This window comes from uncultured Roseivirga sp., assembly GCF_963973945.1.
Classification (GTDB): domain Bacteria; phylum Bacteroidota; class Bacteroidia; order Cytophagales; family Cyclobacteriaceae; genus Roseivirga.
In genome coordinates, this window is sequence record NZ_CAXBBV010000001.1 from 149550 (window position 1) to 171183 (window position 21634).

Sequence of the window (21634 nt, forward strand, 5' to 3'; positions counted from 1 at the left end):
CAATTCTGTGATTTTATCTCGCGAGTAGGAAGAATTTGGAAAATTAAAATATTAATCTACATTTGTAGAGTACACTCTAAAAAAGTAGAGCATGAATTTATCGAAAAGCGAAGAACAACTCATGAATTATTTATGGAAGCTAAAAAAAGCCTTCATGAAAGATTTACTCACTGAGTTTCCTGAACCGAAGCCTGCTACCACTACAGTGGCTACGCTCTTAAAAAGAATGAAAGACAAGGGTTTTGTGGATTACAAACTTTTTGGAAACTCACGAGAATACTATCCGCTGGTGCGTAAAAGCGAATATTTTTCGCAGCACCTCAAAGGATTGATTAAGGACTTCTTTAACGATTCAAGCACTCAGTTTGCCTCGTTTTTCACCAACGAAACTGATTTGAGCACAGAAGAATTGGAAGACCTTAAAAAAATGATTGACGAACAGATAAAGAAGAAACAATGATTGCGGGCTTATTCGAAATCTTCTTATGCTTATTGGTGCTCTTTGGCATTTATAAGCTGGTTTTAGAGCAAACTGCGCTTCATCGAGTAAAAAGGTTTTACCTCCTCTTCGCTTTGATTTTCTCATTGACCACCCCTTGGTTGAATCTAGAAATCAGCTCAGATAAAATCATGATTCCAACCGGAGAAATGATTTCAGAAACGCTTTACGAAGTAGTAGCCAATGAGCAAGCGATAAGTCCAGAAGCAATAAGCCCATCGGAGTATACAGAAGTAAAACCTAAAACGAGTATCAACTATGCGCCTTGGGCAATTGGTGGACTTTATTTGGTAATTGCCTTTGTTCTAGTGGTTCGTTTTGGAAGGAATATTCACAGGCTCTTTACTAAGGCTAAAAACAACACTCGAATTCCGTACAAATCGGCTAAAGTGGTGCTTCTTGGCCAACCCACAATTCCTCATAACTTCTTGAAATTCATTTTCATGTATAATGAAGACTATAAAAAGGAAGCTTTGAGGGAACAACTTTTAGCACATGAGCTTGGTCATGCTCTGCAACGACATTCATTAGATATTCTATTGGTAGAGTTGCTTCAAGTGCTCTTCTGGTTCAATCCAATGTATTATTTCTATGCCAAGGCCATTCGGCTGAACCATGAGTATTTAGCAGATGCGATGGTGCTTGGCAAGTTTAATGACATCGTCACATATCAGCGCTTGTTGCTCAAGTTTGCCAACCGCAACCAAAGCAATGAGATGAGCTTGGCCTGTCTTTCAAATTATTCATTAACCAAAAAAAGATTCAAAATGATGACACAACAAACCACTAAAATGGCTGCTCTGGTTCGTGCGGCTATTTTGCTGCCGCTTTTGGCGGTAACCACGCTTTGCTTCAGTTTAAAAACTAAGGCCGAAGCCATCATTGGCAACAATGCAAACACGCTTATTTCCACTCTTGAAAATTCCATTTTTCAAGAGAACAAACCAGAGTTACATCCATTAGGAGATTATAAATATCTACGCACTACCTCCACATATGGTATGCGTAAAGACCCAGTAACCAAAGAAGACAAAATGCACAAAGGGGTTGACTTTTCAGCCAAAACAGGAACGCCAGTAATCGCTACCGCCTCAGGAACAGTAGAAAAGGTAGAATCTCTGAAAGGTGGTTATGGCAACTACATTCAACTTAAACATGACGATCAGTACCAAACCCTGTATGCACAGCTCAGCGAAATGAACGTTCAGGTAGGTGATAAAGTAGAAAAAGGACAGCTCATAGGAAAAGTTGGCAACACAGGCCACAGCACAGGCCCTCACCTTCATTATGAGGTGATTAAAGCTGGCGAAAAGGTTGATCCGAAAGATTATTATAAAGCGACTCCTGATACACCAACTCGTCCAGCCATCTTACTCCTAGAACAAAAATCAAGAGACCCAAAAAATGTAGCAGTCTATGCTGTAGAAGAAGAGCATTACGATATAAACTTGGGCTCTGGGTTTGAATACGAAAAAGTTATCTATGATGATAATAAAGCCATATTCTTAAGAAAGAATGAGGAACCTATTATTAAAGACATGGCTAACCTATCTGTTGAACAGACAGAAGCCTTGAAGTCTCTCACTTTACCACCACGTTCATATTTAGGGAAACTTCAGCCGACACAAGAAATTGTAGAAAATTGGAGTGACCCTACTATTTACGGAATTTGGATTGATAACAAAAAAGTAGATAACTCTGTAATTAGCAATTACAAAGCTTCGGATTTTGCACACTACTTTAAAAGCTTTCTATACCCAAATGCCAAAAAAGGAAAAATCTATAGCTACCAGCTCAACCTTACCACCAACGAGAAATACGAAAAAGATAAAATAAGAGCAGCACAACAAAAAGCAGAATGGGAGAAAACAACCAAAGCATCTCTCGCCAAGCTAGATTTTTAGAAAAACCTGATAAACTCAAATGTACAACAAAAAAAGCCCCGACATGTCGGGGCTTTTTCGTATAAGCTAAATTGATGATTACTTCTTGTAACGTCTGTTGAACTTCTCAACACGTCCTGCAGTATCAACAAATAATTTCTTACCAGTGTAGAAGGGATGCGAAGCAGAAGAAACTTCCACTTTAATCAATGGATAAGTGTTTCCATCTTCCCACTCAATGGTCTCTCCTGAAGTCATTGTAGACTTCGTCATAAATTTGAACTCGCTTGAAGTATCGTAAAATACAACTGGCTTATATTCAGGGTGGATTTCTTTTTTCATAACGCTATTCTTAGTACTTCCCTCAAAAAGGACTGCAAATGTAGTGAGCCACAGTCGATTTCACAAATATAATTACTTTATTATTGATGTTTTTAAGCTTTCCCTAAAATTAAACCATCTGTACCTTAGCAGTGCTTATCTTGCGACAGCTATATACGCCTATGAAAAAGCTATTTTTACTACTCTGCATTACATTCTGCTCCGTTAGTGCCTTTGCTCAAAGCAGTCTAATTCCTTACAATCGAGATTATTACCATATCATCGATCGCTTTGTAGCCAAATTTCCTGAGCAGGCCAAAGAGTTTCAAACGACCTATAAACCCGTAAGCCGAGAAAGTTTAGCGGCATTTTTAAATTCGATTAAAGAGGAGTATCCAAATTTTTCGGAACAAGATAAATTCAATTTCGAGTTTTTAATGAACGACAACTGGGAGTTCGCCAATTCAGAATACATAGAAAACGATAAAAGTTGGTGGGATGTCTTCTACACTAAGAAGTCGGATTTACTTTATTATCAAGGAGGAAATTCTACCATACACATTAACCCGGTTTTTGATTTTACTGGCGGAAAAGACTCAGAAACTGACGGCACATTGTACACCAACACTCGTGGTGCAGAAATTCATGGTTCGATTGACAAAAAAATTGGCTTCTACACTTTTGTAAGTACCACTGAAATGCGCTTGCCCGAATATGTCAATAGATATATCACCGGCCCACAAAAGGCATTTCCCAACGAGGGCATTTGGAAAGCATTTGGCGATAACGGTTGGGATGTACTTCACGCCAGAGGGTATTTCAACTTTGGGCTTACCAAAAGCATTAAAGTACAGGCGGGTTACGACAAAAATTTTATTGGCAACGGACACCGTTCCATGATTCTTTCTGACTTCTCTAGCCCTAATTTATTTCTGAAAATAGACACTCAAGTGGGGCCTTTCCAGTATACTACCATGTTTTCTGAACTTACTGAAGACATTGCCTTTACGGGCAGGGGCGTACCTGGCGATGGCGACTACCCTAAAAAATTCTGGGCTTTCCACCGTTTGGGACTGAACATTACCCCGAAATTTAGTTTGGGCTTATTTGAGTCAGTAATGAGCGAAAAAGCCACTTTGGCTTATTTCAACCCTATTATATTTTATAGGGCTGTAGAATTACAGGAAGGCAGCCCCGATAACGTTTTGCTCGGACTGGATTTTAACTGGAAAGTGAAAAAAGGCATCTCAATTTACGGCCAAGCACTTTTAGATGAGTTTGTGATTGGCGATTTGCGTGCTGGTAATGGCAGCTGGCGAAACCGATTTGGTATTCAGTTGGGAGGCAAAAGCATTGATGCGTTTGGTGTGAGTAATCTCGATTTACTGGCAGAAGTTAACCTAGCACGTCCGTATTTGTACCAAAGCGAATTCAAAAATAGTTATTCAAACTACAGAAACCCACTGGCGCATCCGCTGGGAGCCAATTTTCAAGAATTGGTTTTAGTAGGCAGGTATCAGCCTTTGGAAAGACTTTCGGTAGTTGGCAAAATCATCTATTCCGATTTGGGCGAAGACCTTGGCGATGGCGTAAATTATGGTGGAAACGTATTGGCCGATACAGATGACCGCGTGTCTACTTCGGGTAATAAAATTGGGCAGGGCGCAAATGCTAAAAACATGTACATTGAATTAAGAGGTTCGTACATGCTTATACACAATGTGTTTTTCGATTTGGGCCTGTTACAAAGGAACTTCAATAGTGAATTGGCAGCTCGCGACTTAAACAGTACAACCATTAGCGCTTCACTTCGTTGGAATTTGGCCAAGCGCCAACACGAGTTTTGAAATCGGGCTTTCCCCATTATTTATATTTAACTTTGGCCGAAATTGAATTATGAAGACTTTTCGGAGAATTCTGGCATTTGCCAAACCCTACCATAAACACTTCCCGCAGTATTTTCTGTTTGCTACGCTGGCCATCATTTTCAGTTTGACCAATTTGGCTCTACTGGAGCCTTTGTTCAGTATCATATTTGAAAATACAAAGGAAGGACTCGACCCCGTAGCCGCAGTGGGTGACCAAGTGGGTTTTTTAGATCAGCTTAAATCTATTCTTTACGAAAAACTGATTTACCTGCGCGACACACAAGGCAAGTCGAGCAGCTTAATTTATGTGAGTATCATCATCGCTATTTCAGCCTTGCTTTCCAACCTCTTCACTTACCTTTCTAATGTGACTATGGGTGTTGTAAGAGCTAACGTGGTGCAAAAAATCAGAACCAAGGTATTTAAAAACACGACTAACCTTCACTTAAATTTCTTCTCTGGCGAAAGAAAAGGTGACATCATGTCGCGTATGACGAACGATATTCAGGAAATTGAAGTCACCTTGGTCAGCTCTATTAAAGTGCTTTTTAGAGAACCTGCCACCATCATTATTTATGTGGCTTTCCTTCTAGCCACTTCGCTTCAGCTTACATTATTCGTTTTGGTTTTCTTCCCTGTTATGGGTTTTCTGATTTCTTGGATTGTAAAGAAACTGAAGAAAAAGGCGGTACTGAGTCAAGAGTCATTGGGTAGAATTGTGAACCTGATGGACGAAGTTTTTTCAGGCATGCGCATTATCAAAGGCTTTAATGCCAAAGATTATGTAGACGATCTTTTCGAAAAGGAAACCATGACCTACCGAAAGATCAACATTTCCATGGCACGTAAGAACGAACTGGCATCGCCCGTTTCTCAATTCTTGGGTATTGTGGTAGTGGCTTCCCTTTTGGTGTATGGCGGAACACTCGTTTTAAACGAACAAGGCGGCTTACAAGCTGGTGAGCTTTTGGCTTACATTGCCGTGTTCAGCCAAATTATTAATCCAGCAAAAAGTATCTCTCAGTCGTTGAGTAACATTCAGCGCGGTATCGTTTCAGCCGATCGTATTTTTAAATTGATTGATGAGCAGCCAAAAATTGAAAACGAACCTAGTGCAACCGTACTACAGGGTTTCAATAATGAAATTGAGTTCCGAAATGTGAGCTTTGCTTACGACAAAGAAACGGTATTAAAGAACATCAACTTTACGGTTGAAAAAGGAAAGACGGTGGCTTTAGTAGGTTCTTCTGGAGGCGGAAAATCGACCATGGCAGATTTGATTCCACGCTATTTCGACCCAACAGATGGCGAAATTCTAATTGACGGACATCCGCTCACTAGCGTAACGGCCGAGTCTTTACGTGCGCTGATGGGTATCGTTACGCAAGAGTCCATCCTATTTAACGACACCGTATTTAAGAACATCGCTTTTGCCATGCCCAATGCCAAGCTGGAAGATGTAATTCAAGCGGCTAAAATTGCCAATGCCTACGACTTCATCATGGATTTGGAACATGGTTTCGAAACCAATATTGGTGAGCGAGGCGGAAAGCTTTCTGGTGGTCAGCGCCAACGATTGAGCATTGCCCGCGCAGTAATGAAAAACCCACCGGTATTAATTTTGGATGAAGCCACTTCGGCACTCGATTCTGAATCTGAAAAGCTGGTGCAGGAAGCTTTGGCCAACCTAATGAAAAACAGAACATCGATTGTGATTGCCCACCGATTGAGCACCATTCAACATGCCGATGAAATTTTGGTAATGCAAAAAGGTGAAATCGTAGAGCGGGGGAATCACCAAACTTTATTGCAACAAAACGGGGTCTATACTAAGCTTATCAACATGCAATCCATTTAGATTTATTTCAGATTGCATTGATATATTTCGTATAATTTACTTTCTTCGATTAAAACCTCTTCAACATGGACAATTACAGTCTGATTAAGCAAGAATTACAGGAAGCCGCCAAAGTGCTAGAAAACTTTCTGGACAACGAACAAAACATTGAAGCCATAGAAAAGGCTGCACAGGCCTTTGTAGATACCATAAATAATGACGGTAAAATTTTCAGCTGCGGCAATGGTGGTTCGCACTGCGATGCCATGCATTTTGCCGAGGAACTGACTGGTCGTTACCGCGAAAACCGCAGGGCATTGCCTGCCATTGCTATTTCAGACCCCAGCCATATCAGCTGCGTTTCAAACGATTTCGGTTACGAATCCATTTTCTCTCGCTATATCGAAGGTTTAGGACGCGAAGGCGATGCTGTTTTGGCGATTAGCACTAGTGGAAATTCAAAGAACATTCTTCGCGCAGCCACAGTGGCCAAGCAACGAAAAATGAAAGTAATTGCCCTTACGGGGAAAAATGGGGGGGAATTGGCAGAACTGGCCGATGTAGAAATCCGTGTGCCACACATGGGCTATGCCGACCGCGTTCAGGAAATTCACATTAAAGTCATTCACATACTTATTCAACTGATAGAAAAAGGAACCATAGATGTTGAGTAAAGGCTACGGAGCGGCTGTGCATGGTGTAGATGCAAGAATCATCACCATTGAAGTGAACATTGTGCAGGGCACTAAGTTCTGGCTCAGTGGTTTGCCCGATAGTGCTGTGAAGGAGAGTGAGCATCGCATAGAATCTGCCCTAAAGCATTTTGATTACCGCATGCCACGTCAAAAAGTGGTGGTAAATATGGCGCCAGCCGACATCAAGAAAGAAGGTTCTGCCTACGATTTGCCCATCGCCTTGGGTGTGTTGAATGCTTCTAACCAAATCAATGCACCAGAATTAGAGAAGTACCTCATTATGGGTGAAATGGCCTTGGATGGAAATCTTCGGCCGATTAAAGGTGTGCTGCCCATTGCCATTGAGGCCAGAAATAATTGTTTCAAAGGTTTTATTCTTCCGAGCGAAAATGCGAACGAAGCAGCTATCGTCAACGACCTTGATGTAATTGGTGTAGGCAACCTGATTGAGGCCATCGAATTTTTGGAAGGAAAACGGCATATTGAGCCTTTAGAATACGATACCCGCGATAAGTTCTTCACCCATTTGAATGACTATGAAGCAGATTTTTCGAATGTTCAAGGACAAGAAAATATCAAACGCGCTTTAGAAATTGCAGCAGCCGGTGGTCATAATGTCATCATGATTGGCCCGCCTGGCGCAGGAAAAACCATGTTAGCGAAAAGGCTTCCTTCAATCCTTCCTCCATTGAGTTTGTATGAAGCGTTGGAAACCACCAAAATACATTCGGTAGCGGGTAAACTGACTGCCAATGGCGATTTGGTCACGAAAAGACCCTTCCGTTCTCCGCACCATACCGTAAGCGATGTAGCCTTGGTCGGGGGCGGAGGAAATCCGCAACCCGGAGAAATTTCTTTGGCGCACAATGGCGTACTTTTTTTGGATGAATTGCCCGAGTTTAAACGCACGGTTTTAGAAGTAATGCGTCAGCCTTTGGAAGAGCGAAAAGTGACCATTTCACGCGCCAAAGTTTCGGTAGATTTCCCTTCCAATTTTATGCTGATTGCCAGCATGAACCCATGTCCTTGCGGTTATTATAATCACCCAGAAAAAGACTGCGTTTGCGGTTCGGGACAAGTACAGCGCTACCTCAATAAAATCAGCGGTCCATTGCTCGATCGCATTGATTTGCATGTAGAAGTAACACCAGTTTCCTTCGACCAAATGACGGAAAACCGAAAGGCCGAAGACAGTGCTGCCATTCGTGAAAGGGTAATCAAAGCCCGCGCGATTCAAACCGCCCGATTGAAAGACCACGGCTTACATTCCAATGCCATGATGCCTTCGCAAATGGTTAAAGACATTTGCCAGATTAATGAACCAGGAAGGGTACTTTTAAAAACCGCTATGGAGCGGCTGGGGCTTTCTGCTCGTGCTTATGACAGAATCCTAAAAGTAAGCCGCACCATTGCCGATTTAGCCAGCAGCGAAGATATCAAAATTGAGCATTTAGCCGAAGCCATTCAATACCGCAGCTTGGATAGAGACGGCTGGGCGGGGTGAGTTTGTGAAGTTTAGGGTTTATCGTTTAGAAGTTGATTAGACATTATCACTAAACGGTTAACTTTAAGAGTGAGCGAAACACAACGTTGGTGTTAATAAACACTACTTATGCAGTTTATGAGTAAAATCTATCAATACGCAGATCGGATACTTGACAAAAGATTGAATAGCAAACCAAGATGGTTTTTAGTCCTTATATCTTTTTCATCTTTTGGAGCAGTAATGGTTCCTATATTATTTAAGGACTCATTTCTTGAGCAAGGAGGAAGCATGATGACACTCTTTGTAATGTTAATCTCCTATCTCATAATATCGTTTTTATACGGATTAATTTTTGGCTTTGGGAGCACTTTCATAATGAAGCATATTCTTCGGTTTATGAATCTCGACATTAAGTACTCATTGCTTATTAAGCTCTTCCAAATTTCATTCTTACCATATATAATCCCAGGGTTTATCTACCTAATTCGAATAACTCTTGCCAATTATTTTGAAACAGAGTTCGTTCAATCTATCCTTCCATATATTGCAATAATATACCTTCCAATAGCTTTATTAACACTGATAGTCTATGCTTGGGTTTTCATCCTTCTTTTCCGTGGAATGAAAAGGTTAACGGCTCTAAAACTATATCAGAATGTCTTGATTTATATAGGCTCTGGGTTAGTCATTACTCCGTTAAACATCCTCTTATTGTATTATTAAAAATGCCAAAATGGTCCTAGCCATAGGTTCTCCGAACCTGTGACCCAATATGAGCGCTAGGACTCTGTCCGTTTTAATTGAAAAACCCCAATTCGTTTTCCAGTGAGGGATGCTGAAACCTTCCGAAGCTTCGAAGCAGCATGACTGTTGAAACAGTCAATGCCCAGAGCCGTCACTGCGAGGCACGAAGCAGTCTTAACTCGACATAAGCCATTATCACAGTTACCTCGTAGAGGTCTTTTCGCGCTCCACAAGACAAAACACTCTCCTTCTGTGTTACTGGACACCCCGAAGCTTCGGAGCTTACAGCATGACTTAGCTTGTTAGTGGTTACCCAAAAACTAGCTTTAATAGAATAGCTAACGGACTATATTCTGCAATCTTTGCGAAACTCAGCGCAGTTGTGGTTAATAACAGAAATCACTCCTGTTTCAAAGCTTTAATCGGACTGCTCATAGCGGCTTTTGTGCTTTGAAAACTCACGGTGAGGATAGAAATAACCACAGCCATAAAAGCCGTAAGTACATACACCCACCAAGGGATCTCAATCCTATAGGAGAAATCTTGCAGCCAGCGGTTCATGAAATAACCAGCCAACGGCAATGACACTATAGTGGCCAAGCCCACCAGCTTTAGAAAATCAATGGACAGTTTGTAAGTAATTTGACCTATGCTGGCGCCCAGCACTTTTCGGATACTGATCTCTTTCGCTCTTTTTTCAGCATTGAAAGCCGCCAAACCAAACAGGCCAAGGCAGGCAATAAAAATGGAAAGCGAAGTGAAAATCACAAATATTTTGCCCAAACGCTGTTCAGCATCATAAGTATTATTGAAGGAATCGTCCATAAAATAATAACTGAAAGGCTGACTTGGCGCGAACTTTTTCCATACGGTTTCCAATTCCGAAATGCCTTTCGAAAAATCTCCAGCATTCAGTTTAACGAGCATTTTCTTAGGCTTTCCGCCTAGCGTTAGGCTAAGGGCATCAATGCTGTTTCTCAGGGTTTCAAAGTGGAAGTTTTTGACCACTCCGATCACTGTAAAGTAGCGCATGTTTTCCTTATCCTCCCTATGGAAATCATCCGTGAAGCGCATTCCTATGGCTTCTTCGGGCGACAAGCCAAGCAGTACAGCGGTGGATTCGTTCAAAATCATGGCGCTAGAATCCGTGGCAAATTCCCTGTTAAAATCACGACCGGCAACCAACTCCAGTCCCAAGGTGGAGAGGTAGTCGTAATCAACATCCCAACTCCCAATGATCAAGGCATTTTCGCTTCCGAGCGATTTATCAGGAAAAAGGGTGGTGGCACTTCTTGGCGAGGGGGTTGGCAAATAGCTACTCAGCGAAGCATTTTCTACCTGAGCAATTGTCTTCACTTGGTTTTTAAAAGCTTCGATTTGCTTGCCTGTGGCATCTACATCATCAATAATCAGCACCTGATCTTTTTGATACCCTAGGTCTTTATTTTGAATGAAATTGAGTTGCTGAAAAACCACAAAAGTACCCAACATGAGAAATAGTGAAATGGCAAACTGAACAACCACAAGGCTGTTGATCACCGTTCTGCCTCCATTTCCTTTAATGTCCCCTCCTTTCATTCCCTTAATGGGTGCAAATCTCGACATGAGAAAGGCGGGGTAGCTCCCCGAACCAAAACCCAAAACAAGCGAAACCCCCAAGAGTGCCAACCAAAACAACGGATTCCCTAAAGGAATTGAAATAGCTTTTCCCGCCAATTGATTAAAGTAAGGCAAACTGATGGCTGCAATAACAATGGCCAATACCAGTGCTACAAAAGCCACCAAGGTAGATTCCGTTAGAAACTGTTTGATCAAACCTGACCTACTGCTGCCTAACGTTTTGCGCACGCCCACTTCTTTTGCTCTTTTCAGAGACCGCGCGGTAGACAGGTTCATAAAGTTGACACAGGCAAGGATGATCAAGAATAGACCAACCGCAGCGAGTATATATACATTCTGAATATCGCTATTGGTGCTTAACTCATCTTCAATATTGGGTGAATGCAGGTGAATATCAGTTAGAGCAATGGGGGTAAACCGCATAAAATCACCAGATGATTTTTCCATTTCTTTGGCACTTTCTACGGTGAGTCCTGGCATAAAAGTCATGGCCCAAGGAATTAAGTAACGATCTTTCACCGTGCTCAAATAAACCTGTAAATTTTCTTCATTTGCCGTAGGGCTAAGTTTCACAAAAGTGGGAAAGCTCCAAGTATTCCAAGCCAAGCTTTTGGCGTCTTCAAAACTGGAAAGTGAAATAAAAACCTGATGATTTCTTAAAAACGAGTTTTTAGGTAAATCGTCCATCACGCCAGTGACCACATATATCTCATCATTATTGAGCACCATGCTTTGGCCAAGTGCTTTATCTAAATCAAAATGCTTGAGGGCTGCGGTTTTGGTGAGTACAATAGAGTTTGGCTTTTGCAATGCGTTTTTTGAATTTCCATAGAGCAGTTTCAAACCAAACATTTCGAAAAAAGTAGAGTCTGCACCAGCAACGTAATCTTCTTTTACATTTTGTTCGGCATCTACCGCTTTCAATAAAATGCTGTTGCTCACCTTTAATCGGGTGATCATTTCTGCCTGCGGAAAATCACTTTGCATTACATTGGCCAAAGGACTAGAAACGGCTGCAAAGTGATTGGTTTCTCCCGCGGTTCGGTTGTCGATATTGACTCGATAAATGCGATTTGCATCGGCAAACATTTTGTCGAAGCTGAGCTCATCGTGGAGAAATAAAGTAATGATCAAGGCGCCTGCCATACCTATGGCAAGGCCCGATGTGTTAAGGAAAGTGAAAAAAGGTTGTCGAAGCGCATTGCGCCACGCCACCTTCAAGTTGTTTTTAAACATAGCTGTTGTTATTGAATAGTTGACCTTATAAAATGCTTTTGTAAACCCAGGCCTCAAAGAGCGCATTACGCCCCAAAAGAATTTTCTTCTGGCCTTTTTGGGTGATGCTTCAAAATGCTTCTCGAAGAGCTCAATTAGATCACCTTCGAATTCTTCGAGGTAATCTTCCCTGCAAAACCAGCGCAGAAATTGAAGTGCTCTTTTTGGTGGTTGGGCTTTCATTGACCAAATGAAATTTTAGGAATTTGCTGATAAATCGAAGTTCTGACTTCGTATTGCTGATCCAGTACCTTCTTCCCTAATGAAGTAATGCTATAATATTTTTTTCTGCGGCCTCCACGCTCGTTGGTGATGCCGCCATAACTAGATTCTACAAAACCCTTGTTTTCCATGCGTTTGAGGGCCACATGCACGGCACTGACATTGACCTTCTTCCCTAATTTTTCTTCAAGGTTTTCAAGGATCAGTACGCCATACGCCTCTTTGTTATTGGCGGCTACGAGCAGTAATACCAGCTCCTCAAACTCACCCAACGAATGTTCCGACATAGTTATTTGTTTACTTAACAAAAGTAAAAGTAATAATTAGTTTCATACTTGTTAAGTAAATGGAAAATAATTTTTGGAAGGAGTTTTTTACTCTCCTCTTTAAGAAAGGAGAAAATTAGATTGATCACCAGTCTAGTTTAAAGTAATAGGCAATCTTCAATAAAACTGAAAGAAGAAAAGCTTGTGCTTATCCTTCGCAAACAAGAAGAAATCTTGTAGTTTGTATCATGGTTTTAACACCCCTGTTGACTACTACGACAGGCCCCGTAACTAACATCACTATTTAAAACACAATATCATGGACACAAGCAATTCAAACACCCAAAAAACTGTAAGTATAGGCGGTACCAAATGGTCTGTTACAACACAAAATGTGAAGGGAACCTTCCACTTCAAAACCGACAATACGGGTACATACATTACAGGTATCGACCCTGAGATTAAGTTCTATTGGTGGCAAAACGATAGTTCTTTTTGGACGCAGCAAAGAGATGAGAATTCCGAATGGTTCTCCATTATGCAAGGACAACTCACGGCTGACAATATAGGAAGTGGACAAATTGTAGTTGCCCAACAAGGACAGGATACAGTTTACCTGACACAATTTAGCATGACCAAAGATCCTGCTTAACAGCAAGGTGGTTGGTGTAATTCTCCTCCACTAATTTGATGGATACTGAAACAGTCGCTTGGCTTAGCCGAGTGACTTGAAGCCAAAACGCTAATCATCACTCGGCCCAACCGAGCGATTGAGGTTCGATTTTAAAAAAAATCAAACGGCCTAAAATATTTTTTCTTCTCAATTGTCTACCTATACAAGAGAACATAATTAATGATCGAAATGAGAAAGAAAGAATTTATATATAAGTACAAATACATTTTCTTCCCTGTGTTTGGCGCAGCAGCGCTGTTTTTATTCGGCTCAGTAATTATGCTTTTGTGGAACTGGTTAATGCCTGATCTTTTCGGCCTTACTACGATCACTTTCTGGCAAGCCCTAGGTTTGTTCATTCTTTCAAGAATCCTTTTTTCAGGAATGGGGGGTAAAAAGAAACATTCTCATAAACACAAATGGGGTGACCACAAAGGTCGTGAAGAATGGATGAATATGAACCCTGAGGAACGCAAGGAATGGTTCAAAAAGAGAAAGTTCGCTCAATGGATGGAGCATAAAAATGATTGTTTTTCCTATTCGGACGTAAAAGATAATGATGGTCCTGAGCGTGAGTAAAAGCGAATATAGGGAAGACTTAGAAAGACAGATTAAGGAGCATCAGCCCCGAATTCGCTCTTTCATTAAGAACAGAGTTCCCACTACAGAAGATGCCGAAGATATTGCGCAGGATGTGTTTTATCAGTTCGTTAAAACGATGGACAAAACACACAATCCAATTGAAAATCTCTCTGGCTGGCTATTTCGTGTTGCTCGAAACCTCATTATTAATAAAAAGAAGAAAAAGAAGGAGGCTAGCTTTCTTATGGAATCCGATGGCGATGAATCCTTAGACGTTTATGCAACGCTGTTCCCTCAAACAGAGGATTCAGATAGCCCCATCAATGTCTATATCCGCTCTCTGATGTGGGAAGAATTAGAGCAAGTGCTTACCGAGTTGCCTATTGAGCAACGCGAAATCTTTGAACTTACTGAACTGGAGGGTTTGCCAGTAAAGGAAATTTCAGAGGCCACTGGCATTGCCGTAAACACTTTGCTCTCTAGAAAACATTACGCTGTAAAGTTTCTTCGCAAGCGACTCAAATCAACTTACGAAGAATTGATTAACCAATGATTTGCCAATTCACTCAAACTATACAACAACAATTACCATGGTTCATGTCTTTAAAACTTCCGTAGTCAGTAAAAAGCAAGCCCAGGTTGTGGGCTCATTTTTAAATATTCTACTTCCTAGCCAAGAATGGAATTTTGACCTAGAAGACTGCGATAAAATCTTACGTATTGAAACCGAAGAAGTAGCTCCTGAAACGGTGATCACCATATTAAATAGCCAAGGTTTCGTTTGCGATGAATTGGCTGGGTAGCCGAGTTCGGTTCAGCTACGTGCTTGTGAGAATAATGTCGGTTGAAAAAACTTAACACCAGGTCGCTTTTTGTTTTTCAACAAGCCTTACTCCTCAAAACCTACAGATACAACCATTGGTTGTTGGATAACAACGATAAATAGCCCAAATACAACTAAGAGGAGCTTTATTGTTGCCAACTGTGAAAATGAAGCCCAATATATTTGCGGTGTAGAAAGAACAAGAAACAAGACCTATGGAAACCAAGATGATAGGCAGTAAAATTGCCGAAGCACGCAAAAAACTAAACATCTCTCAAGCACAACTTGCCGAACGCCTATTTATAAGCGCACAAGCAGTTGGGAAATGGGAACGAGGAGAGTCTATTCCAGACATTATTACTTTTAACAGGTTAGCTAAAATTATAGGTGTCGATCTCAATTACTTTTCTGAAGACTTTCCATCTTCAATTTCTAAAACTGAACCTGAAGAGTTGTCTGAAAAAGAAAGGTCGTCTGCAATTAACACTGAGAAAAGACCGAGTTGGAATATGTCGCGCGGAAACTGGGTAGACGCTGATTTTTCTGGATTAAAAAATCTACACGAAAAATTCAGTTCCTCTAATATGCAGCGCTGCTTATTTGCAGGGTCAGATTTGTCAGGACTTCTTCTAAAAGGCAATCATGTGGATGGCTGTGACTTCTCAAATTCCGACCTCAGCAATAGTTATGTTCAGAAATCATTCTTGGTCAGCAATAACTTTCAAAACAGTGTACTGAAAGGGGCTGAGTTTACGGAATGCCATGTTAAAAACTGCGATTTCTCTAGTGCAGATTTTTCCGGAGCTATTATTAAATCATGCGACTTTACTAAAAACACAATTCAAAATGCTGTGTGGAAAAACACCTCATTCGTTGATACCAATTTTACCAATTTAGTCTTTGATGGTGTATTAAAGGACTGTTCTTTTGAAAACACTGCTTTTAGCAAGGTTACGTTTCAAAACGCAACGCTTTACAATACCTTCTTTAAATGCAGAAGTATGAAACGCATCAAGTTTATTGATTGTAAAGCGGACAGGATGACTTACGAATTTCTGAAAAATGGAAAGGCGGACTTGAGCGGTATCACACTAGTAACCACCTAAACCCTCAAACAATAATTGTCATGATTCATGTTTTTAAAACCTCTGTGATAAGCGAAAAACAAGTGCGACAGGTAGAGCCGTTTTTGAAAACCCTAATGTCAAACGAAGAATGGAACTTTGACCTTGAGGATTGCGATAAAATATTACGTGTAGAAACCGAAAAAGTAGCTCCTGAAACGGTCATTACATTATTAAAAAGCCAAGGTTTTGAATGCTCTGAATTGAGTGAATAAAAAGAACTGCTTAGTATTTATGATAAGTTTGCCATTATTAAAGCAAGCCTCTATCGAAACTCCTTAGCCCCTTCATGTTTTAAATAACCTACTACCCGTTGGTTATTCTTCAAGTTTTAGTCAATTTGTATAAATAGGAAAGTTAATAAACCGAGGGCCAAGTATTTATGAATTCATTTAATGATAATTTGAGGCAAACAATGATTGATATTTTGAGCACTCAAGAAAGTGAGCTTGCCATACAATCTTCTTCGAATCAAGCCGCACAATTAGCTCTTTATTATGCCCAAGGTTCACAGTTAAATGCAGAAAGTAAACGAGATTTGGCTCAGGTAAGCTACGGTTCTAAAGAAAGGCTCTTCAACGAAGCAGATTCCTTAAAAGAATTAGTCTCTAATATTCTTACTTCAGCCAATCAAGGAAAAGCATTGGTCGAAAATGCGATGTCACTTAGTGCCACTACCGCAGCAAATGTTCAGATTGCCTCCAACGCCATTATGAAATTAGCTAGTGATATTGGCAGCGTTTTTTCAATGGTCAATGCCGCAGATTTTAATTCAGAGATATACGAAATGGCAAATGAGTGTAACGCACTAATAAGCAAAACTGCTTATTTAGCAGAAAGTGCCTCTCAAATTTCAATGGAACTTACTCTCTTAGCAGCGGAGGTCGACATTCCTACTTTAAACTCAACCGCAGAAAAAACAAATGTCTCAATTAAAGATTTAGTGTCAGTATTAAACGATCAATTGGCTACAGTCAAAGAGCACCTCAACTCAACATGTGAGGCTCTGAAAAATACTAATGCTGGAGAAAGCCAAGCGAATGAGACATTCAAATTAACCAGTGCCAACCGTAAGGCATTGGAGAATAGTTTGATTTTGGCAAATGAAAAACTAAACCTGAACCTTGAAGTCAAAAACCAATCTTTTAAAAGTTTTACTGTCAGCTTCGATTACTTAAAAGAACCATTTGAAGGAGGTAAGGGCATTGCAAAGAATTATTACATACTGCTGGTTAAAAACAGTGAAAGGTTAATCTTTACTATTGCTGATGCCGAACAAGCCATACTAAATCAGAAGGTCATTGGAGAGGTAGTTCCATCAGAGACAGATCCGCAACAAAGTGCATCAATAACCATTAATGCGAAAGACCTGATTGACTCAGATGGAGACCCCATCCAATTAGGCCAAGCGTATGCTATTTTCGTGCTTGCTGCTTATACGTCCGATTATAAAAAGGCGATAAACAATTACAATGATTATCTATCAGCACCTTCCCAGCCCTTTAGTTTAAGCCACACATTACAACATGCGGAAAGTGAGAGCATAAAACTTAACAAAACTACCAATACACTCAGCTTTGGTTTAATTGAAAACACCGATTTCAAGGTAGAGTATCGATGTATGTATTTGCTTATTGATTCCAACGGAAAAGATGGTTCACTAACGTTCCCATTTAGTACATCAATAGCCGAGCAAGTAAATGCAGGGTGTTACGATGTGGCACACATTGTAAAGAAGAAAATAAATGAGGAAGAATCATCAATTGTAGGAACGACACAGATTACCGGAGCTACCACAGACAATTTTGGTAATCCGCTGATTGAGGGTAAAACATATTTACCAGTTGTACTTTCCTTCTGTACTGAAAAATTGACTGTAGTTAATCAGTTTACCAACTCTCTTTCTGCCTTGAGGCTTACAGCCCCTTTCATTTTTCAAACAACAAAATAGGTACTTATGCAAGCTGATAAAAGTGAGTCTCTTCAGATTGAAATACTCGATGCAAAAGAAAAAATAACAAGACTACAGGCGGATGTAGTTTCACTAACTCAAAAATACGAGGCCTTTAATACCCTGCTAGAGAAAGCAAAGTGTGAAAAGGAAGAAGCACAATCCAACCAAGAACTCTTTGAGCAGATAGTAAGGAACTCACATGAATTAAGAGTGCTTTCTTCAAACTGTATAAGTCAGGAAATCGCTATGCATTCAAAATCTCAAGCCTTGGCAGGGGAAACAAATGACTTACTTAATCATCTGACATACTCAGCTAATAAGATTAACCGTCTTGCCATACTAGTTACCAGAAAAAAGCATAGTAATCCATTGATCTCGTCTGAACTTGTTTCCATGTTATCTGAAAGTTCGACAGATGCCAATAACGCCATGGCCCTAAGTATTACGGCATGTAAATCTGTTTTTACTGCAGAACCTGCGTGCAGCGTGAGTAAGTCTACCTTGGGTTTGATAAATCAACAATCTAATTCCCTATCTCAGCAATTGGTGAGTTCTCAAGCAGATAACAATGATTTTGATGGGCTTTCTAAACTAATCGATAAAGCTCTTAACTCTACCACAAGCATATATGAAAAACAGGCTAAATCAACTCAAGAAGTAGAAATCAAACTAAGCGACAAAAAAACTGATTTAGAAAAAGCTGAACTGGAACTAGAGTCACTTCAAGGAGAATGGGAAGCCATTAAAGCGGCTGAAGGTATATGACAACAAATAGTGGCCTAATAGTTAAATCGTAAGCTTTAAGACTTTTTTGATTCTAAAGAAACAGACCAAGTCTTTTCCAAAACTCCGCATTCTTTACGGTTAAACCACTTTAAAGTGTTCCGAAGTCTACCAGTTTCAAACTCATTTTTACTAACTTTATTCCAAGTTAAAAACCACATTTTCATGAACCGATTTTCACTTCTCCTTCTGTCTGTTCTCTTCATTTTATCAAGCGCATGTTCGCCTAAAACTGACACTGTCGATTTTACTCTTCTACAAATGAACGATGTCTATGAGATTGCGCCATTAGAAGGTGGTAAAGTGGGTGGAATGGCCCGTGTAGCAACGGTCAGAAAAAATCTATTGAAAGAAAACCCGAATGTTTTTACCATTCTTTCAGGAGACTTCGTTAGCCCTTCGCTAATTGGAACGCTCACTTATGAGGGCGAAAAAATAGCAGGTAAACACATGGTGGAAGTGATGAATGCTGTGGGCGTGGACATTGTAGTGCCAGGCAATCATGAATTCGACATTAATGAAGATGAACTGATCAAACGAATTGCCGAATCAAAATTTCAATGGACCACCACTAATGTTTTTCATGTTGCAAATGATGATACCGTCTCTTGGACAAAGAACGGTCAACCTTTCCCTGATCATATAATAAAAACCATTGACGGGGTTGACATTGCGTTTTTTGGCAGTACCGTACCTTTTACCAAAAAAAAGTATGTGAGTTATACCGACAAATACGAGTCGATGAAGGAAGTGTATAACACTATAAAGAATGATGCAGAAGTATTTATTGGTGTCACCCATTTAGAAGAAGATATGGACGACTCATTGGCTACTTATTTTGTACCAGAACTCGACCTGATTTTGGGTGGCCACGATCACGCCAACATGAAGTATACCTTTGGTAACACACTAATGACCAAAGCCGATGCCAATGCAAAAACCGTGTATGTACATCGCGTCAGTTATAATAAAACTACAGGCAAAACCAGTATTACTTCTGAGCTATTGCCTATTAATGATGGCGTAGCAGAAGACACAGAGGTAAAGACCCTAGTTGACAAATGGGTGAACATTTCCAATGAAAGTATGGCAAACATGGGCTACACGCCCAATGAAATTGTAATGGCCACCGCTGACACTCTCGATGGACGCGAAAGTAGCATTCGCTATCGTCCTACCGATTACCCAATTATGACAGCCGAGGCATTTTTGTTTGCTGTACCCAAAGCTGATTTAGCGATTTTCAACTCCGGCTCCATTCGTTTAGATGATGAACTTACCGGCACCATTACAGAATATGATATTCTTCGCTCTTTTCCTTTTGGAGGAGGCATTTCCGTAGTGGATTTAAAGGGCGATGTAGTACAACGCATTCTAGAAGTTGGCACAGTGACCAATGTAGGCATTGGTGGTTATTTACAGTTGGCCAATGCTGAAAAGAAAGCCGATGGCTGGTACATCAAAGGTGCTAAGCTTTCTACATCCAAAACCTATAAAATAGCTCTTCCTGATTTTGTTCTCAGCGGTGGCGAAGCCAACCTTGAGTTTATCAAAGATTATCAAAGCCAGGCCATCGCCCCTCCAGATTTCAATGGCATCAAAAACGATGTCCGAGATATTGTAATGGCTTATTTTAGGGGCATGTGACATTCGTTTTTCACCCCAAATATCTTTTCTCTATCTTAATGATACATTGAAAACAAACTTGGCCAAGTGAACTACTTTATTATTGGGTATTTAGCAACCATAATCTTGATGGTATCGAGGTTGATTTTTTCAGACAAGAGAAAATCTCACGACCGAGAAAAGTACTTTGACGATCTTACGGCCAAGTTCATTATGGGAATTATGCTTTCAGTCATTGTATCATTTGCTATCTCAATGAGTGCCAACATTCCTGAAGGCGCTGGATTAGGTGGTCTTCTTTGGCTTTTCGGCCCTATATTTTCAGGAATTATCTCAGCTTGGGTTTATGTATTTGCTTTGATGATCAGTGTAAAATTAAAAACCTATGCAGGTTGGACTTGTATTATCTTTAATCTAGCTACTGGTATCTATTTATTCTTTTCAGCATAAAGAACTTCAATTAGCTAATAGTTGAAGAATTGCCCCTCCAATATCCTTGAGGGATACCGAAACAAGTTCGGCATGACTGTTCGAACAGGCTTTGCCCAGTACCGTCACTGCGAGGCACGAAGCAGTCTAACATCGACTTAAACCTACATTACAGTCACCTCGTAGATTCCGAAGTCTCGGAACTTCACGCTTTACAGGATAGCTTTCCTCCTTTTGTTACTGAAAAGGATGCTTACAGCATGACTTAGCTTGATACTGATTGCCCAAAACTAGCCTTTTAGTACACTTAACATAGGTTCCAACAGTCGCTTGGCTTTGCCGAGTGACTAATAGGAGGTTGGTTTCAAACCAAAACGCTAGACATCACTCGGTACAACCGAGCGATTGCGCTCCGATTTAATCTTTTCGAAACCTAGTTTACTTTGCGGTTAAAGAGCACTCTACTATATTCAATACCTACATTATAGCCAAGAACCTACTACTCATTTCTCAATACCCTCTACTCTTTTTTATAAAAACTGCAATTACGAATAAAATAATTTTCTATATTTACTGCAATTACGAATAATATAGCTATGAAGAAAACCAAATTGGGAGAGTTTGAAGAGTTGGTACTTATGACGGTGGTTGTACTTCAAGCCGAAGCCTACGGGGTAGAAATTAAGCGTGAACTGGAAGACCGACTGAAAGAAAAGCTAAGCGTAGGCTCAATTCAGTCCGCTTTAAAGCGTATGGAAGAAAAGGGGTTTCTGACTTCTGAGTTCGGTGAAGCCACCCAAAAAAGAGGAGGAAAGCGCAAGCGTATTTACAGCGCCACGCCTTATGCCCACAGGGTTTTGGAAGAAATGAAAGACATCCGCACCCAACTTTGGTCAGCCATGCCCAACATAGCCACCACTTAAT

General features: G+C 40.5%; 20 protein-coding genes. 17 read left to right on the forward strand and 3 right to left on the reverse strand.

What is annotated here, in order from left to right; genetic code table 11:
• Nucleotides 1-91 precede the first annotated feature (91 nt).
• Nucleotides 92-460 carry a BlaI/MecI/CopY family transcriptional regulator gene (locus AAC026_RS00790; RefSeq protein WP_053223967.1) on the forward strand — a complete coding sequence of 123 codons (369 nt, stop codon included), beginning with the start codon at nt 92-94 and terminating at the stop codon, nt 458-460.
• On the forward strand, nt 457-2403 hold the full coding sequence (locus tag AAC026_RS00795) for a M23/M56 family metallopeptidase (protein ID WP_339694141.1): 1947 nt from the start codon (nt 457-459) through the stop codon (nt 2401-2403). Before AAC026_RS00790 ends, AAC026_RS00795 begins: the two co-directional genes overlap by 4 nt.
• Before the next feature lie 78 nt (nt 2404-2481).
• Here the strand turns inward: AAC026_RS00795 and AAC026_RS00800 are convergent, their stop codons facing one another.
• Nucleotides 2482-2724: a type B 50S ribosomal protein L31 gene (locus tag AAC026_RS00800; protein WP_062588506.1), complete on the reverse strand. Its 243-nt coding sequence runs from the start codon at nt 2722-2724 to the stop codon at nt 2482-2484.
• 161 nt (nt 2725-2885) lie between these two features.
• Between AAC026_RS00800 and AAC026_RS00805 the strand changes: the two genes are divergently transcribed.
• From AAC026_RS00805 to AAC026_RS00820, 4 genes are all read left to right on the forward strand, one after another.
• Nucleotides 2886-4550 (forward strand): hypothetical protein, encoded by a 1665-nt coding sequence (locus AAC026_RS00805; RefSeq protein ID WP_339694143.1) that lies wholly within the window; start codon nt 2886-2888, stop codon nt 4548-4550.
• Nucleotides 4551-4599: 49 nt separating this feature from the next.
• A complete protein-coding gene (locus AAC026_RS00810; RefSeq protein WP_339694146.1) occupies nt 4600-6429 on the forward strand; it encodes an ABC transporter ATP-binding protein in 1830 nt (609 codons plus the stop codon).
• Nucleotides 6430-6494: 65 nt separating this feature from the next.
• Nucleotides 6495-7082, forward strand: a complete 588-nt coding sequence (lpcA, locus tag AAC026_RS00815) for a D-sedoheptulose 7-phosphate isomerase (RefSeq protein WP_339694148.1) — start codon at nt 6495-6497, stop codon at nt 7080-7082.
• The gene (locus tag AAC026_RS00820; RefSeq protein ID WP_339694151.1) at nt 7072-8607 is read left to right on the forward strand and encodes a YifB family Mg chelatase-like AAA ATPase; all 1536 of its coding nucleotides are present in this window, start codon (nt 7072-7074) and stop codon (nt 8605-8607) included. Before lpcA ends, AAC026_RS00820 begins: the two co-directional genes overlap by 11 nt.
• A gap of 1125 nt (nt 8608-9732) precedes the next feature.
• Here the strand turns inward: AAC026_RS00820 and AAC026_RS00825 are convergent.
• Both AAC026_RS00825 and AAC026_RS00830 read right to left on the reverse strand, forming a co-directional pair.
• The gene (locus tag AAC026_RS00825) at nt 9733-12411 is read right to left on the reverse strand and encodes an ABC transporter permease (RefSeq protein WP_339694154.1); all 2679 of its coding nucleotides are present in this window, start codon (nt 12409-12411) and stop codon (nt 9733-9735) included.
• On the reverse strand, nt 12408-12737 hold the full coding sequence (locus tag AAC026_RS00830; RefSeq protein WP_339606021.1) for a PadR family transcriptional regulator: 330 nt from the start codon (nt 12735-12737) through the stop codon (nt 12408-12410). Before AAC026_RS00830 ends, AAC026_RS00825 begins: the two co-directional genes overlap by 4 nt.
• A gap of 298 nt (nt 12738-13035) precedes the next feature.
• Here AAC026_RS00830 and AAC026_RS00835 point away from each other — a divergent pair, with 298 nt between their 5' ends.
• The 11 genes from AAC026_RS00835 to AAC026_RS00885 all read left to right on the forward strand — a co-directional run bounded on the left by AAC026_RS00835 (nt 13036) and on the right by AAC026_RS00885 (nt 21633).
• Nucleotides 13036-13368 carry a hypothetical protein gene (locus AAC026_RS00835; protein WP_339606020.1) on the forward strand — a complete coding sequence of 111 codons (333 nt, stop codon included), beginning with the start codon at nt 13036-13038 and terminating at the stop codon, nt 13366-13368.
• Between the two features lie 210 nt (nt 13369-13578).
• Nucleotides 13579-13968, forward strand: coding sequence for a hypothetical protein (locus tag AAC026_RS00840; protein WP_339606019.1), 390 nt, complete (start codon nt 13579-13581; stop codon nt 13966-13968).
• Nucleotides 13946-14524, forward strand: coding sequence for a sigma-70 family RNA polymerase sigma factor (locus AAC026_RS00845; RefSeq protein WP_339694157.1), 579 nt, complete (start codon nt 13946-13948; stop codon nt 14522-14524). Before AAC026_RS00840 ends, AAC026_RS00845 begins: the two co-directional genes overlap by 23 nt.
• A 37-nt stretch (nt 14525-14561) precedes the next feature.
• Nucleotides 14562-14774, forward strand: coding sequence for a hypothetical protein (locus tag AAC026_RS00850; protein WP_339606017.1), 213 nt, complete (start codon nt 14562-14564; stop codon nt 14772-14774).
• A gap of 235 nt (nt 14775-15009) precedes the next feature.
• Nucleotides 15010-15900 carry a pentapeptide repeat-containing protein gene (locus AAC026_RS00855; RefSeq protein ID WP_339694160.1) on the forward strand — a complete coding sequence of 297 codons (891 nt, stop codon included), beginning with the start codon at nt 15010-15012 and terminating at the stop codon, nt 15898-15900.
• Between the two features lie 20 nt (nt 15901-15920).
• Nucleotides 15921-16133 (forward strand): hypothetical protein, encoded by a 213-nt coding sequence (locus AAC026_RS00860; RefSeq protein WP_339694162.1) that lies wholly within the window; start codon nt 15921-15923, stop codon nt 16131-16133.
• Nucleotides 16134-16300: 167 nt separating this feature from the next.
• A complete protein-coding gene (locus AAC026_RS00865) occupies nt 16301-17869 on the forward strand; it encodes a hypothetical protein (protein WP_339694164.1) in 1569 nt (522 codons plus the stop codon).
• Nucleotides 17870-17875: 6 nt separating this feature from the next.
• A complete protein-coding gene (locus tag AAC026_RS00870) occupies nt 17876-18637 on the forward strand; it encodes a hypothetical protein (RefSeq protein ID WP_339694167.1) in 762 nt (253 codons plus the stop codon).
• Nucleotides 18638-18820: 183 nt separating this feature from the next.
• Complete coding sequence (locus tag AAC026_RS00875; protein ID WP_339694170.1) at nt 18821-20302, forward strand: bifunctional metallophosphatase/5'-nucleotidase; 1482 nt, start codon at nt 18821-18823, stop codon at nt 20300-20302.
• A 66-nt stretch (nt 20303-20368) separates the two neighbouring features.
• A complete protein-coding gene (locus AAC026_RS00880; protein WP_339606011.1) occupies nt 20369-20731 on the forward strand; it encodes a hypothetical protein in 363 nt (120 codons plus the stop codon).
• Nucleotides 20732-21306: 575 nt separating this feature from the next.
• A complete protein-coding gene (locus AAC026_RS00885; protein WP_339694173.1) occupies nt 21307-21633 on the forward strand; it encodes a helix-turn-helix transcriptional regulator in 327 nt (108 codons plus the stop codon).
• The last annotated feature ends 1 nt before the right edge of the window (nt 21634 follow it).